At 36.2% G+C, this 13729-nt stretch carries 12 protein-coding genes, 5 tRNA genes and 1 pseudogene; 2 read left to right on the top strand and 16 right to left on the bottom strand.

All coding sequences use genetic code 11. The features are described from left to right. Window positions 1-2: 2 nt before the first annotated feature. The 7 genes and pseudogenes from rplK to tuf all read right to left on the bottom strand — a co-directional run bounded on the left by rplK (window position 3) and on the right by tuf (window position 5186). Window positions 3-446 (bottom strand): 50S ribosomal protein L11, encoded by a 444-nt coding sequence (gene rplK / locus EIB73_RS13090; protein WP_125025687.1) that lies wholly within the window; start codon window positions 444-446, stop codon window positions 3-5. A 396-nt stretch (window positions 447-842) separates the two neighbouring features. Next, window positions 843-2323, bottom strand: a pseudogene (locus EIB73_RS13085) (prolyl oligopeptidase family serine peptidase). Beyond that, window positions 2320-2925, bottom strand: a complete 606-nt coding sequence (locus EIB73_RS15305) for a prolyl oligopeptidase family protein (RefSeq protein ID WP_262706703.1) — start codon at window positions 2923-2925, stop codon at window positions 2320-2322. Before EIB73_RS15305 ends, EIB73_RS13085 begins: the two are co-directional and overlap by 4 nt. 175 nt (window positions 2926-3100) lie before the next feature. Next, the gene (gene nusG, locus EIB73_RS13080; protein WP_125025686.1) at window positions 3101-3643 is read right to left on the bottom strand and encodes a transcription termination/antitermination protein NusG; all 543 of its coding nucleotides are present in this window, start codon (window positions 3641-3643) and stop codon (window positions 3101-3103) included. A gap of 14 nt (window positions 3644-3657) precedes the next feature. After that, entirely contained in the window at window positions 3658-3861 is a 204-nt protein-coding gene (gene secE, locus EIB73_RS13075) for a preprotein translocase subunit SecE (RefSeq protein ID WP_125025685.1), read from the bottom strand. 13 nt (window positions 3862-3874) lie between these two features. Then, window positions 3875-3945, bottom strand: a tRNA-Trp gene (locus tag EIB73_RS13070). Window positions 3946-3998: 53 nt separating this feature from the next. Next, the gene (gene tuf, locus EIB73_RS13065; protein WP_125025684.1) at window positions 3999-5186 is read right to left on the bottom strand and encodes an elongation factor Tu; all 1188 of its coding nucleotides are present in this window, start codon (window positions 5184-5186) and stop codon (window positions 3999-4001) included. Window positions 5187-5615: 429 nt separating this feature from the next. On the opposite strand from tuf, the gene EIB73_RS13060 reads away from it, so the two are divergent. Continuing rightward, window positions 5616-7163 (top strand): IS1182 family transposase, encoded by a 1548-nt coding sequence (locus EIB73_RS13060; RefSeq protein ID WP_125026126.1) that lies wholly within the window; start codon window positions 5616-5618, stop codon window positions 7161-7163. Between the two features lie 116 nt (window positions 7164-7279). On the opposite strand, the gene EIB73_RS13055 is transcribed toward EIB73_RS13060, so the two are convergent. The 7 genes from EIB73_RS13055 to rpsU all read right to left on the bottom strand — a co-directional run bounded on the left by EIB73_RS13055 (window position 7280) and on the right by rpsU (window position 9291). Continuing rightward, a tRNA-Thr gene (locus tag EIB73_RS13055) sits at window positions 7280-7351 on the bottom strand. Between the two features lie 51 nt (window positions 7352-7402). After that, window positions 7403-7475: transfer RNA gene (locus EIB73_RS13050), tRNA-Gly, on the bottom strand. A gap of 83 nt (window positions 7476-7558) precedes the next feature. After that, window positions 7559-7639, bottom strand: a tRNA-Tyr gene (locus tag EIB73_RS13045). A 21-nt stretch (window positions 7640-7660) separates the two neighbouring features. After that, window positions 7661-7734, bottom strand: a tRNA-Thr gene (locus EIB73_RS13040). A 100-nt stretch (window positions 7735-7834) separates the two neighbouring features. Continuing rightward, entirely contained in the window at window positions 7835-8125 is a 291-nt protein-coding gene (locus EIB73_RS13035; RefSeq protein ID WP_125025683.1) for an HPF/RaiA family ribosome-associated protein, read from the bottom strand. Window positions 8126-8128: 3 nt separating this feature from the next. Further along, window positions 8129-9010 (bottom strand): tyrosine-type recombinase/integrase, encoded by an 882-nt coding sequence (locus EIB73_RS13030; RefSeq protein WP_125025682.1) that lies wholly within the window; start codon window positions 9008-9010, stop codon window positions 8129-8131. Window positions 9011-9093: 83 nt separating this feature from the next. Next, complete coding sequence (gene rpsU / locus EIB73_RS13025) at window positions 9094-9291, bottom strand: 30S ribosomal protein S21 (RefSeq protein WP_125025681.1); 198 nt, start codon at window positions 9289-9291, stop codon at window positions 9094-9096. Window positions 9292-9381: 90 nt separating this feature from the next. On the opposite strand from rpsU, the gene EIB73_RS13020 reads away from it, so the two are divergent. After that, complete coding sequence (locus tag EIB73_RS13020; protein WP_125025680.1) at window positions 9382-12537, top strand: UvrD-helicase domain-containing protein; 3156 nt, start codon at window positions 9382-9384, stop codon at window positions 12535-12537. A gap of 52 nt (window positions 12538-12589) precedes the next feature. Here EIB73_RS13020 and EIB73_RS13015 read toward each other — a convergent pair whose 3' ends face one another. Beyond that, window positions 12590-13093 carry a ferritin gene (locus EIB73_RS13015; RefSeq protein WP_125025679.1) on the bottom strand — a complete coding sequence of 168 codons (504 nt, stop codon included), beginning with the start codon at window positions 13091-13093 and terminating at the stop codon, window positions 12590-12592. A 95-nt stretch (window positions 13094-13188) separates the two neighbouring features. Further along, the gene (locus EIB73_RS13010; protein ID WP_125025678.1) at window positions 13189-13602 is read right to left on the bottom strand and encodes a hypothetical protein; all 414 of its coding nucleotides are present in this window, start codon (window positions 13600-13602) and stop codon (window positions 13189-13191) included. Between the last annotated feature and the right edge of the window lie 127 nt (window positions 13603-13729).

Below are 13729 nucleotides of genomic sequence, written 5' to 3'. Positions count from 1 at the left end.
TTTTAAGCGTTAGTTGGTTTAGTTCCTGTTACTCTCAATCCCATAGATCGTGCAGTTCCTGCAATCATTGTCATTGCTGGTTCTAACGTAAAGCAGTTAAGATCTGTCATCTTATCTTCTGCGATTTTTTTAACTTGATCCCAAGATACACTTCCTACCTTCGCGCGGTTAGGTTCACCTGAACCTTTCTTTTGCTTAGAAGCTTCTAAAAGCTGGATAGCAGCTGGTGGAGTTTTAATTACGAATTCAAAAGATTTGTCTTCGTATACTGTAATTACTACAGGTAAAACTTGTCCCGGCTTATCTTGCGTTCTTCCGTTAAATTGCTTACAAAACTCCATAATGTTCACCCCTGCAGAACCCAATGCTGGACCTACTGGTGGAGATGGGTTTGCTGCTCCTCCTTTTACTTGGAGCTTAACCATTTTAAAGACTTTTTTAGCCATTTTGATTTTTTAAAAAATTAAGAAATTTATGAATGTGGAAGCATTTATAAATCTGCAAAGAAGTGCTCTCATCCCACAACTCTACATTTCGGATTGCAAAATTAAGAATAATTTTTAAATACACAAGGGGTAAGATGTTGATTTTTAGAAAGAATTTCAAAAAATTCGTTAAAATAAAATGATAAGTCATTTACCAAACAGTAAATTATTTCCGCGGGTTTCTTTAAAAAATTTAATATTTATATGAACGATACGAAATAATCGAAATATTACACGTCATAAAATAAAAAAACCGTTCTTTAAAACGGTTTTAAAAAAATTTAATTATCCAATTCAAGGCATATATTTAAAATTAGGATGATCCGTCTGCGACAGCGCAAATGCATACATATCTGCCTAACTTCGGAACGTTACATTCTTGTCTTGTGTAAAATGTCCGTTATCATAGTCAACATAAAACAAGACGGGTTTACCGGAGGTTGAACTGTTCTGCATCACCGCTGCAAACTTAGCGGGCATCCAGGGTATCACTCGTGGATCATTTATTCCTGTCCGCACTAAAACGGCTGGATATTTTACATTTTCTTTAATTTTATGTTGCGCATCCATTGCTATTAATCCTTTCAACTCCTCAGGATTTCCCAATGCTCCAAATTCGGGAATTTGGTTCGGACCGTTTGGCGTAAGTTCCATTCTCAACATATTGGTACAGCCTACCTCCGCAATAATGGCCGCAAATAAGTCTGGGCGCTCCGCTACTGCGTTTCCAATCAAAATTCCGCCCGCACTCATTCCTGACCCGATGAGTTTTTCTTTAGAAGTATATTTGTTATCACCAGATAATCTGCACAAGCAATGAAGTCTTTCCAGGTATTAGGTTTGGTTTCTTTGAATCCGCCTTTATGCCACGATTCTCCCTTTTCGCCGCCACCTCTTACGTGAGCAAACGCTACGACGACATTTTGTCGAAGAAGCGCGTAGGTAGTTTCAGAAAAATAGGGAAAGATTGAAACACCATATGATCCATAACCATCGAGATAGAGCGAATGACTTCCATCCATCTTCATATTTTTTGGATATATGATGGATAATGGCACCATGGTTCCGTCGTAACTTTTAATTTCTATTTCTTTTACAACAAACTCTCCCTGATTCGGATACTCTGTTTTAGAATTGAACATTCTGCTCACGCTCACCTTTTTATCCTGGAGATTAAGGTCATAAAAAACATACGGATTCAACCAGCCATAATTAACAGCGACCGCTTCATCACTTTCTCTACTGTTTAGCGGCAGTACTGCGTTACTTCCTTGCGGCAGTTCTATTTTTACGTTTTGTAAGGTATTCCCATCTACCTGATAAATGTCTGTATTCATTCCATTTGCCACGCCATACACTAAGAAATTTTTGGTCGATGTTACTCTTGTAATTAGATTTTTTCCTTCAGGAACTACGATTTTAGCATTTTTAAAATCAGGTTTTGCAACCTCCGTAACTCCGATTTTAAATTGAGGTGCGTTTTTGTGCGTCAGAAAAAACACTTTATCTCCAACGATTTCATAGTTAGTAATTTCATCATCGAATTCTATGAAGGGCTTCAAGGTGATTTTTGCCTTACCGAATTCTGAAGTTGGCGCATAGTAAACCAATTGCTCGTTTTTTACAGAACCGACCGACAAAAACATATTTTTGTAGTTTTCTGAAAAATAAACTGACACCCAATTTTCCGGTTTAATATTAAGCGTAGGGTTCTTCATACGGGAAGCTACTTCTACATCTTTTGACACTGCCGAACCTATAACATGTTGCATAGACCGCATATCTTTTAACATATCAGTACTGGTATTATCAGCATTCTGAAATTTAATGTAGATCACAGATTTTTGATCGGGCGTCCAAGCGGTAATGCCACCCAAACCGGAGTTAAAACATCCGGCAATAATTTATTTGTTTTCAAATCGAGAAAACGGTTCTCTCCTATTTCAGCACCACTTTCTGCAAGTCCTAAGGACATCATAGTTCCATCTTGGTTGGGAGAGAAATCTGAAATTTCATACGTTTTCCCAGTCAAGTATTTTTCCGGATCAAAAAGAAGGCTTTCTTTTCCCGCTTCATCACGCTTATAAAATTTTGCGACTTTTTCCCCTCGTAGAATTTTGGTGTAGAAATAATGGTCACCTCTTTCCTTCACATTATAGTAATCTGCATCTTTAAGTTCGTCCAGATATTTCATATCATTAAACATCTGATCACGACCAGAAATTTTTTCGATATATTTTTTGCTAAAGTCCGCCTGGCTTTTGAACCAGTTGGTGACATCTGGATTTTTCATGTCTTCCAGCCATCTGTAATTATCCGTCATTTTTACGCCATTGTAATTATCAGTGACTGCTTTTACAGGAGTTGCCGGATAATTAAACTGCGCCGTAAAGTACATACTAAAAGTCAACAGGTATAGTGTTATCAATTTTGATTTCATGGTACTGTATTTTTATGACCACAAAGTTAATTTGAGAAAATCAGTTCCTATAAGGTAAAACACCCTTTTAAAATTGATTATACAGATAGCATACTGAAATACGATGTAATAAACAAACGACAAAAGAGACTGTTCTTTCGAACAGTCTCTATAATTTTAATATCTGAAAAGCGTTTTACACTTTTTCTACTTGCATAAAACTCAATTCCATTGGAGTTTTTCTTCCGAAGATCATTACTGATACTTCGATTTTCTTTTTCTCTTCATGAAGTTTTTCTACCGTACCGTTAAATCCATTAAAAGGTCCATCGATTACTTTTACGTTTTCTCCTACTACGAAAGGAATTGCTGTTTCTACGGCAAACTCAGAAAGTTCATCCATTCTACCCAGCATTCTGTTAACCTCTGATTTACGCATTGGCACAGGATCTCCTCCTTTTGTTGAACTTAAAAAAGAAATAACTCCAGGAATATTTTTAATAATGTGCGGAACTTCCCCCACAAGATTAGCTTCTACCATTAAGTAACCCGGGTAATATGGTTTTTCTTTCGGAACCTTTTTACCATTTCTTATCTGGATCACTTTTTCCATAGGAATGACTACCTGAGTAACGAAATCTTCTAAGCCATGATGCTTCATTTCGTTCTCAATATAGGCTTTCACCTTATTTTCCTGTCCGCTGATGGATTTAAGAACATACCACTTCAAGTCACTCATTTGGGAAAATAATTTTAATTGAACAGATTGATAAAGAGCGACAATAGATTCGCAATAGATTTACTGAACAATGAATCTACACCAAAAGTGAATAAAGCTAAAATAACTGTAGCAATCGTTACAACAACCGTAGAAGATTGCAACTCAGGCCACTTTGGCCATTCTACTTTGTCTTTGAATTCGGTATAAGAACCTTTAATAAAATCTACTAAACTCATTATCTTTTATTTGCACGGGCACAAGGACTCGAACCCTGATCAACGGTTTTGGAGACCGGTATCCTACCATTGGACGATGCCCGTAGATTAAAAAAGTCCCGTAAGTTTCCCTACGGAACTTTATTATTTATTAGAAATTAATCTAAGATTTCAGTTACCTGACCTGCACCAACTGTTCTACCACCTTCTCTGATCGCAAATCTAAGACCTACGTTAAGAGCGATTGGTTGTAACAATTCTACAGTGATTGTTAAGTTATCACCAGGCATTACCATTTCTACACCTTCTGGTAAGAAGATTTCACCGGTAACGTCTGTAGTTCTTACATAGAACTGTGGACGGTATTTGTTGTGGAATGGAGTGTGACGACCACCTTCTTCTTTAGAAAGGATATAAACCTCTGCTTTGAAGTGTTTGTGTGGTTTAACTGAATCTTTCTTCGCGATAACCATCCCTCTTTTGATGTCGGTTTTTTCAATACCTCTCAACAATAGACCTACGTTATCTCCAGCTTCACCTCTATCCAAGATTTTTCTAAACATCTCAACACCGGTAATTGTAGAAACTAATTTCTCATCACCCATACCTACGATGTCTACTGGATCACCTGTGTTAATTACACCAGCTTCAATTCTACCAGTTGCAACAGTACCTCTACCTGTAATAGAGAAAACGTCTTCAATCGGCATCAAGAAAGTTTTGTCAACATCTCTTGTAGGAAGTTCGATCCAAGTATCAACAGCATCCATTAATTCTTCGATTTTTTCAACCCATTTAGCATCACCGTTAAGTCCACCTAAAGCAGAACCTTGGATTACTGGGGAATTATCTCCGTCATATTCATAAGTAGAAAGAAGCTCTCTTACTTCAAGCTCAACAAGCTCTAGTAATTCAGCATCATCCACCATATCAACTTTGTTCATGAAAACAACAATTCTTGGTACGTTTACCTGACGACAAAGAAGGATGTGCTCTCTTGTCTGAGGCATTGGTCCGTCAGTCGAAGCAACTACTAAGATCGCTCCGTCCATTTGAGCAGCACCTGTAACCATGTTTTTCACATAATCGGCGTGACCTGGACAGTCTACGTGAGCGTAGTGTCTGTTTGCAGTTTCATATTCAATGTGTGAAGTATTAATAGTAATACCTCTTTCTTTTTCTTCTGGCGCAGAGTCAATAGAAGAGAAATCTCTTGCTGTTCCGAATCCTTTGTCAGATAATACTTTACTGATTGCTGCAGTAAGTGTAGTTTTACCATGGTCTACGTGACCGATGGTACCAATGTTCAAGTGTGGTTTGTTACGATTAAACGTTTCCTTTGCCATGATATAAATATTTATTTAATTAATTATTCAATTTTTCGGTGCGCAAATATAGTGATTTTTTGAATATTGAAAACCTTTTTTTACAAAAATTTTAAATACTCAAAAAATATTGATTTCCACTACCTTATATATTGGTGAAATATCGGACTGCAAATTTACAGAAAAAAGTTTATTTAAGAAAATCTGAGTCGTAAATTTACAACATCTCTGTCATAATCGTATTTGAGATGATGTTAATTTCACGAAATGTTCATCATTCGTTAACTTCAACATTATAATTACCTTTATTTTGACCCTGTTTTAGGAAATTTACACGCCAGTTCATTTTTAGAAATAGATCAAAAAGAAGCCGTCTCAATACTGAGGCGGTTTTTTCTGTGTTTAACATTTGTCAGTTTTAAAGGGTTTTACTATCTTTAAGTATTGATAATCAATTATATGAGTATTAAATTTAAAGATTATAACCAACAACAAAATTGGTTATTCCCACCATCAATCGAGGAATTGATTCCAGAAAATCATGCCGTTCGGGTCGTTAATGGAATTATTGAACAACTGGATTTACGATTGCTCATTGAAGAGTATAGTAAAGATGGCAAACCGAGCTTTCATCCCAAGATGATGCTTAAGGTGATGGTTTACGCTTATATGGATAATACGTATTCCAGCAGGAAGATCGAAAAAGCGATGCGTGAGAATATTAATTTTATGTGGTTGTCCGCTCAACAGGTCGCAGACCATAACACCATCGCACGTTTTCGGAGCAAGAAACTCAAGACTATTTTCAAAGACATTTTCAAACAGGTCGTCCTGTTATTAGCAGAGGAAGGACTCGTTAGCTTGAAAGAAGTTTTTACCGATGGAACTAAGATAGAGTCTATTGCCGGGAGATATACCTTCGTTTGGGGCAATGCCATTAAAACCAGAAAAGAGAAGATGGCAGAACAACTTGAACAAATGTGGAACTATGCCCAAAGCATTGCTGAGGAAGAAGACAGCGATCCTACACCTCCGGAGTTTAAAACCATCGATAAAGATAAAATAGAGAAGACCGCCAAGAAAATAGAAGAGATCATCAGCAAAAACCCGAAGGCATCCACCAAAGCAAAGGCAAAATTAAGATACATTCAAAAGAATTTTTCTCAGAACCTGGATAAGTACCAGGAGCAGGAAAAGGTTTTGGACGGACGTGGCAGTTATAGTAAGACCGATCCCGATGCCACATTTATGCGCATGAAAGATGATCATATGCAGAATGGTCAACTTAAACCCGCCTACAACGTGCAGGTAAGTTCTGAATCCCAGTTTGTTATTCATTATACTTTACACCAAACCACCAATGATTTAAATACGCTTAAACCACATCTCAATACTTTTGAAGAACTTTATCAGTTTTTGCCGGAAGAACTTACTGCTGATGCTGGTTACGGCAGTGAAGAAAATTATGATTTTCTGGAAGAGAAAAATATAGAAACCTTCGTAAAATACAACACCTTCGATAAGGAACAGGGTATTTTAAAATCGAAAAGAAAGAAAATCAACGAAGACTTTCACCGCGATAAACTTTATTATAACGAAGAGAAAGATCAGTATATCTGTCCGATGGGGCAACCGATGAATAAAATCACCAACCGAAATCGAAAAACCAAAAGCGGTTATGCTCAGACAAGTTCACTGTACCAGGCTCAAAACTGCACCGGTTGTCCGCTGCGAGGGGCTTGCCATAAAGCCCAGGGAAACAGAATAATAGAACGCAACCAAAATTTAGAACGGCATAAGGAGAGAGTTCGGGAAAACATCTTGAGTGAAATCGGAGAAATAAAACGCAAACAACGCACGGCGGATGTAGAACCCGTCTTTGCACATATCAAATCCAATCGGAACTTCAAGCGTTTTACACACAAAGGAATAGAAAAAGTGGAATTAGAGTTCGGATTACACGCTTTAGCACACAATCTAAGAAAAAAGAGTGCTTAAGTAAGAGCACATTTTTATCCTAATGTGCAAAAATCACAAATAATCAAAATTTAACGCTTTACAAAAGAAAATAAAAAAACCGCCTCAAATTTTATTTTGAGACGGCTTCAATATAGAGCCAACTATGAGATTTGAACTCACGACCTCTTCCTTACCAAGGAAACGCTCTACCCCTGAGCTAAGTCGGCGAAAAAATTAAAAAAAAATCACAAGCCGCTGTGTTGGTTGTGATTTTATAGAGCGGAAGACGAGGGTCGAACTCGCGACATTCAGCTTGGAAGGCTGACGCTCTACCAACTGAGCTACTTCCGCATTTTTGTTTCCAAAAACTGTTGGTAAACGGTTTGCAAATTTACAATAAATTTACAATCTCGCAAAAAAATTTGAAAAAAATGTGGGGAGAGCAGGATTCGAACCTGCGAAGTTTTCACAACTGAGTTACAGTCAGTCCTCGTTGGCCGCTTGAGTATCTCCCCAACTTTTATTTTTTTCCGATGAGCCTCCAGAGGGACTCGAACCCACGACCTGCTGATTACAAATCAGCTGCTCTAGCCAGCTGAGCTACGGAGGCAAAGATTTTAAAGAACTTCTTATCTGTTTTTGCGAGTGCAAATATAAGGGAGTTTTTTTTAATCTTACAAATATTTAGTAACTTTTTTTTATATTTTTTTTTACGCCAGTTCTTTTTTCTTGATTAACAGCTTTTTAGCAGTATCCGCACAAAGGTCAATACTCTCCTCAAAAGTTGCAGAAGTCTTCTTAACCACGATATCATCACCTGGAACCTCTAATTTTATCTCTGCGGTCTTATTTTCTTTCCCACCTGCATTTTCTACTTTCAAAAATACCTGGCAACCGTGAATTTTATCATAAAAGGTTTCTAACTTACTAAGTTTCTTTTCTAAATACTCTTCAAGTGGTGCGTGTGGAGTCAATCCAATTGACTGAAGTTTAATTTTCATAATCTAGATTTTTTTTGCTCTAGGATGAGCATTGTTAAACACTTTTTTTAATTGTTCGATATTCGCATTGGTATAAACCTGAGTAGATGCCAAAGACGAATGCCCCATTATCTTCTTTACCTTAGAAATTTCAGCCCCATTATCTAAGACATGTGTAGCAAAGCTGTGTCTTAAAATATGAGGGCTTCTTTTCGTCTTCGTAGAGACAAGACCAAGGTAGGAATTTACCGCAGAGTAAACAAATTTGTCGTTGAGTTTTTTACCTTTTGCATTGATGAAAAAATACATCTTACTCTCTGCCAGAGGTTTTCTTTCTAAGAGATACTCCTTGAAGGCAGCGATCAAATCATCCGAGATTGGGATCATTCTTGATTTATTCCCTTTCCCGACTACCTTCATTTCTTTTTTACTGAAATCCACATCATCAATAAGCAGATTACAGAGCTCAGCACGACGCATTCCCGTTTGGTATAAAGTTTCGATGATTAATTCTTTTAAAAAACTGCCACTGTTAGGTACAGACGCTTTCGTCTTCAATTCTTCCATTTCTGCTTCTGAAAAAGGAATTTGTTTTTCGGCGTAAAATTTAAGAGACTGAATATTTTCTAAAGGGGAGGCCGTAATTTCCCCCAATTTTAAAAGGAACAGGAAAAAACTACGCAATGAGGAGAGCTTCCGGTTGATACTGCGTTTAGAAATAGCTGCAGTGCTTAACTCTGTCATAAAATTACGGATGATCTTTTTGTCAACTGCAGTAAAATCCTGATGCGCTTCTGTCTTTAATAAAAAAGCAGAAAAATCAGCAAGATCCTTTCGGTAACTCGTTACCGTATGAGGCGAATATCGCTTTTCTATTTCAATATATTCCAAAAACCGATCTACCATAATACTGTATACAACAAAAAATCACTCTTCAAATATAACTATTTGAAAAGTGATTTAAGTATTTTCGAAAAGAAAATTTTTATTTAAGCCTGTTCTTCCTTGCTTACAAGTCTTTGCTTGTGAGCAGCTTTTACATTCTTCTGTCTTTTAACAACAGAAGGCTTGTTGAATTGTTGACGACTTCTAAGAGCTCTGATAGTTCCTGTCTTGTCAAACTTTCTTTTATATTTTTTTAATGCTCTGTCGATGGATTCACCATCTTTTACTGGGATTATTAACATAATTTACATCTCATTTTGGATTGCAAAAGTATAATTTTTTTCTGAATTGACAAATTTTTTTACTATTTTTAAACATCTTAAATAAAAAACATGCAACCCGATTATAAAGTAATCTCAGCCTCTGCCGGTTCCGGTAAGACTTACGCACTGGTTCAGAACCTGTTATCTATATGTTTAAAGTATCCTGCACAAGCCGATAAGATTAGAAATATCTTAGCACTCACCTTCACAAATAAAGCGGCGAGCGAAATGAAACACCGCATCATCGACTGGTTGAAAGAGTTTTCCCTTCCTACGTATAAAAACAATCAAGACCTCATCAATATTCAGGAAAAACTTAAAAATGAAGGTGCTTCCATTTCTTTAGATGAACTTCATAACCGATCCAAGAAAATGTTGGATTATGTACTGCATCACTACTCTACTTTGAATATTGGGACCATCGACAAATTTAATTCGAAACTTGTTCGGAGTTTTTCTCAGGAATTAGGATTAGCACAAAATTTTAATTTAGAAATTAATGCAGAACCTTTCCTTATAGAAGCTGTTGATAAAATGCTGGAAAGTATTGGCGAAGAAAATAAAATTTCGGAAGCCTTCATGGATTTTGTAAATTACACTTTGGATAATAATGAGCGTATTGATCTTAATAAAACACTGTATAATTCTGCTAAAGAATATGTTCAGGATAAGCATTATTTTCGACTGAATGAAAACAAAGATTTTGATTGGGAGATTTATGAAAATCTGAAAAAGAAACTTCGGGAAGAAATTAAAAACTTAAAAGAAGATTCCATAAAAATAGCCAAAGAGGTTCTGAATTTGCTCAAAGAGAAAAACCTTGAAATCGCAGATTTTGCTAATGGCGCAAGCGGAATAGGCGGTTTTTTTGAGAAATTTTTAAAGAATCAGTCGCCAAAACTCTCAGATAGCAAAGCCGAAGAAGATGGCAAAATTGAGAAAATCCTAAAAGGATCCTCGGTAAAAGGAAAAAGTCGCCACTCCGATATTTTAGAAATCCTGGAGTTTTTAATAGATCAAAGGAAAAAAATTATTTTAAATTACGTAGAATCAGAGAAAAAACAAAAAATCCTCCACGCCATTCTTCCCTTAAAAGTAAATAAAGACATACAGGATCAATTAGCGGAGATCGAGAAAGAAAACGATTTGGTTCTGCTCTCAAAATTCAATATCATGATTCATGAAAACCTGCGGGAAGAGCCGACAGCTTTCATTTATGAGAAAATTGGGACCAAATTCAGCCATTATTTCTTTGATGAATTTCAGGATACCTCTTCCCTGCAATGGCAAAACTTCCTTCCCTTGCGTGATCATGCGGTTTCACAAGAGAACATGAGTTTCACTTTGGTGGGAGATCCAAAACAGAGCATCTATCGTTTTCGGGGCGGAGATTCACAGTTAATGCTGGATATCATTAATAAAAAAGAAAAGTCACCCGTTTTTGCAACCTCGGAAAATCTGGAAAATAATTTTCGAAGTGCAAAAAACATCGTTGATTTCAATAATCAGCTCTATCAATATATGTCGCAGTTCACGGAACTGGAGCATCAGGAAATCTTCGGAAAAGGCTCACAGCAGATTGCTAAATCAGAGTTGCAAGGCCGCGTGCGTATTAATCTTTTAGAAAACACGAAAACTAAAAGCCAATATTATGAAAGCGTAGCTGAAAAAATGCGTGATGATATTGAAACTTGTCTGGCACAGGGATTTCGATTTTCCGATATAACGATTCTGTGTCGTGGGAATTTCGATATTTTCAGTTTTTCACAGTTGCTCGGTAATTTAAAGGTAAAATATAATGGTGAAGAAGTTTTCATTAAAACCATCTCAGAATCAGGCTTAACATTGAATCTATCCGTGACATTATTGGCGCTTACTGAATTTTTGAAGTGGGAAGAAAATCCGAATAACTTTCAGTTCGCCGTTAAAATGCTTTACTATTTGAAGGTTTTAGGTAGGATTACGATGGATGATTTCAGCCGTGAAATTATGGAGATCTTAGCTTTAAAAGAAAAATCAAAAATGCAGGATTTTATTGGCGAAAAGTATGGTTTGCAGCTTCAGTCAGAAAATTTGTTACAACTGAATCTTTACAATTTCATCGAACATTTCTTACATGAATTTTCAGTTAAAGGCAAAGAAACCGACTTTCTCTTTAATTATCTTGAAATGATGTATGCCTATTCTCAAAATGCGGGTTCCACTTTAAAAGAGTTTTTGAAATACTGGGAAGAAGAAGCGAATACCACAACAATTAAAGCCTCAGAAAACATTGATGCAGTGCAGGTTATGACCATTCATAAATCCAAAGGCCTGGAATTCCCCGTAGTTCTTTTGCCTATGAAAAATTCTGCTAAGCCGAAAAAAAGCAGTTATTGGTTCGAGACCCATACGGAAAATCAACTTAACTCGGTCAACGTAGAATACTTTAAAAGCAATTTGGAAACGTACGATGAAGACATCTCAAAATTTAATCAGGAAAATACGTATCAGGAAAAAATTGATGATTTCTGTTTACAATATGTTGCAACAACACGCGCCGCAGAACAGCTTTTCTTTTATATTGAAAGACCAAATAAAACCAGCAATCACTTAGATATTATTCATTTTCTGGAAGATAAAATTCCGCCCGATGAAAATACTGAGGAATCAATTTCCTTCGATCTGTACGAAGTAGATGAAGAACATTTAAAAAAGCAAAACAAGAAAAAGAAGACTGAATTTACTACAAAACCGATCGAATTCAGTTCTGAAAAGACTAAAAATCCGGATGCGATTAAAATTGCAACTCCTTCAAAAAATTATCAGAACCGAGTTGAAAAAGTGCGGATCGGAATTTTCACCCATGAGATTTTAGCGCAGATCAACAGCGCCAAAGATGTGAACAAAGTCCTGGAAAGATATTTATTGGAAGGAACGATTACCGTAGAGGAAAAACTGGAAATCGGGGAGAGAATATTTAATATCATTAATAATGAATCTTACTCAAAATATTTTCAGGAGAATCAAGTCGTCATCAATGAAAAAGACATTATGATTTCAGAAAATGAAACCTCATCAATTTATCGCCCAGATCGATTGATAGAAACTTCGGAAGGAATGATTATAATTGATTTTAAAACGGGTGACGTAAAAGAAAAACATCAATTACAACTCGATGAATATCAATCGATCTTAGAAAAACTGGGCAAAAAAGTGATTGAAACGCAAATTCTGTATGTCTAAAAAAAACCTGTCTCGAGAATGAGACAGGTTTTTAATTTTTGATTTAAAGGTTTCACACAGTAGCATTGAATACACGCTGACTTAACTCCTGATCGAAAAGATATAAGGCGGAAGGATTTTCGGAAACCATTTTTATCTTGGTCACCAGTTGGGAGGCGCTTGCTTCTTCTTCTACCTGCTCCGTCACAAACCACTGAAGGAATGAGACCGTTGCGAAATCACCTTCATCATTCGCATTTTTAAGAATATTAAAAATACTTTTCGTTACAATTTTTTCGTGAGCCAAGGCCTTTTCAAATATTGAAATAGCGTCGGTAAATTCATAAGGAGGCTGTGGAATAGCACCGATTCTAATTTGTGCTCCTACATCATTTAAATAGTCAAACATTTTATCGGCATGCATTAATTCCTCTTTACTCTGAACCCGGAAATAATTGGCAATTCCATCTAAATCACGCGCAGAAAACCAGGCGGACATAGAAAGATAATATTGTGCGGCAAACTGTTCGTTGGTAATTTGTTCATTAAGCAATTCTGCTATTTTCGTACTGATCATTTTTTTATTCTGTTTAAAACAAATATAGCAAAAATCTAACATATAAAAAGCGGAACTAAATTCCGCTTCACATTAAAAAATAAAATTATGAACTATCATTTTGCCGCTTGCACTTTCATCATTTGTTTACCTTTCATCGTCGTTCCTTTTCTGTGCATTTTTTGCTGTTTACTCGCTTCCCATTTTTGATATTGTGCCGGCGTCAGAATTTTCTTCATTTCAGCTTCATTCTGCATTCTTCTAGCTTTCATTTCCTCCATTTTGGCTTTTCTTTCCGCCTGAATTTGTGGAGCATTTTGTTTTCTTTCAGTCATTCTTGCTTCCTGCAAGGTCATAATTTGCTTTACCTGTGCATCTGAGAGATCCAAATCGGCTTTCATTTTTTTCAAATGATCTGCTCTTTTCTGTTCCATCTTTGCCGGATCCATTTTTTGTATGTTAGTAGTTTGCTGAGCCATTGCGAAAGTTCCTACGGCAACAAATGCTGCACTTAAAATTAATTTTTTCATTTTATATTATTTATATATTCGTTGTTATTTGTCTTTTGATACTTAATCGTTTTAATGGTTAAAGTCTAAAATCATAAATGTTTGTTAATTAATTATTTTCCTATTAATTAAAACATTCTATTTATAA

The organism is Kaistella carnis, from assembly GCF_003860585.1.
GTDB classification, from domain to species: Bacteria; Bacteroidota; Bacteroidia; order Flavobacteriales; family Weeksellaceae; genus Kaistella; species Kaistella carnis.
This window is presented reverse-complemented; position numbering and strand designations above follow the sequence as displayed.

Coding starts and splice junctions, on each gene's coding strand:
- EIB73_RS15305 (WP_262706703.1), bottom strand. CDS start 2,925: ATGAAATCAAAATTGATAACACTATACCTGTTGACTTTTAGTATGTAC.
- EIB73_RS13030 (WP_125025682.1), bottom strand. CDS start 9,010: ATGGTAGATCGGTTTTTGGAATATATTGAAATAGAAAAGCGATATTCG.
- EIB73_RS13010 (WP_125025678.1), bottom strand. CDS start 13,602: ATGAAAAAATTAATTTTAAGTGCAGCATTTGTTGCCGTAGGAACTTTC.
- tuf (WP_125025684.1), bottom strand. CDS start 5,186: ATGGCAAAGGAAACGTTTAATCGTAACAAACCACACTTGAACATTGGT.
- EIB73_RS13020 (WP_125025680.1), top strand. CDS start 9,382: ATGCAACCCGATTATAAAGTAATCTCAGCCTCTGCCGGTTCCGGTAAG.
- nusG (WP_125025686.1), bottom strand. CDS start 3,643: ATGAGTGACTTGAAGTGGTATGTTCTTAAATCCATCAGCGGACAGGAA.
- rplK (WP_125025687.1), bottom strand. CDS start 446: ATGGCTAAAAAAGTCTTTAAAATGGTTAAGCTCCAAGTAAAAGGAGGA.
- rpsU (WP_125025681.1), bottom strand. CDS start 9,291: ATGTTAATAATCCCAGTAAAAGATGGTGAATCCATCGACAGAGCATTA.
- secE (WP_125025685.1), bottom strand. CDS start 3,861: ATGAGTTTAGTAGATTTTATTAAAGGTTCTTATACCGAATTCAAAGAC.
- EIB73_RS13035 (WP_125025683.1), bottom strand. CDS start 8,125: ATGAAAATTAAACTTCAGTCAATTGGATTGACTCCACACGCACCACTT.
- EIB73_RS13015 (WP_125025679.1), bottom strand. CDS start 13,093: ATGATCAGTACGAAAATAGCAGAATTGCTTAATGAACAAATTACCAAC.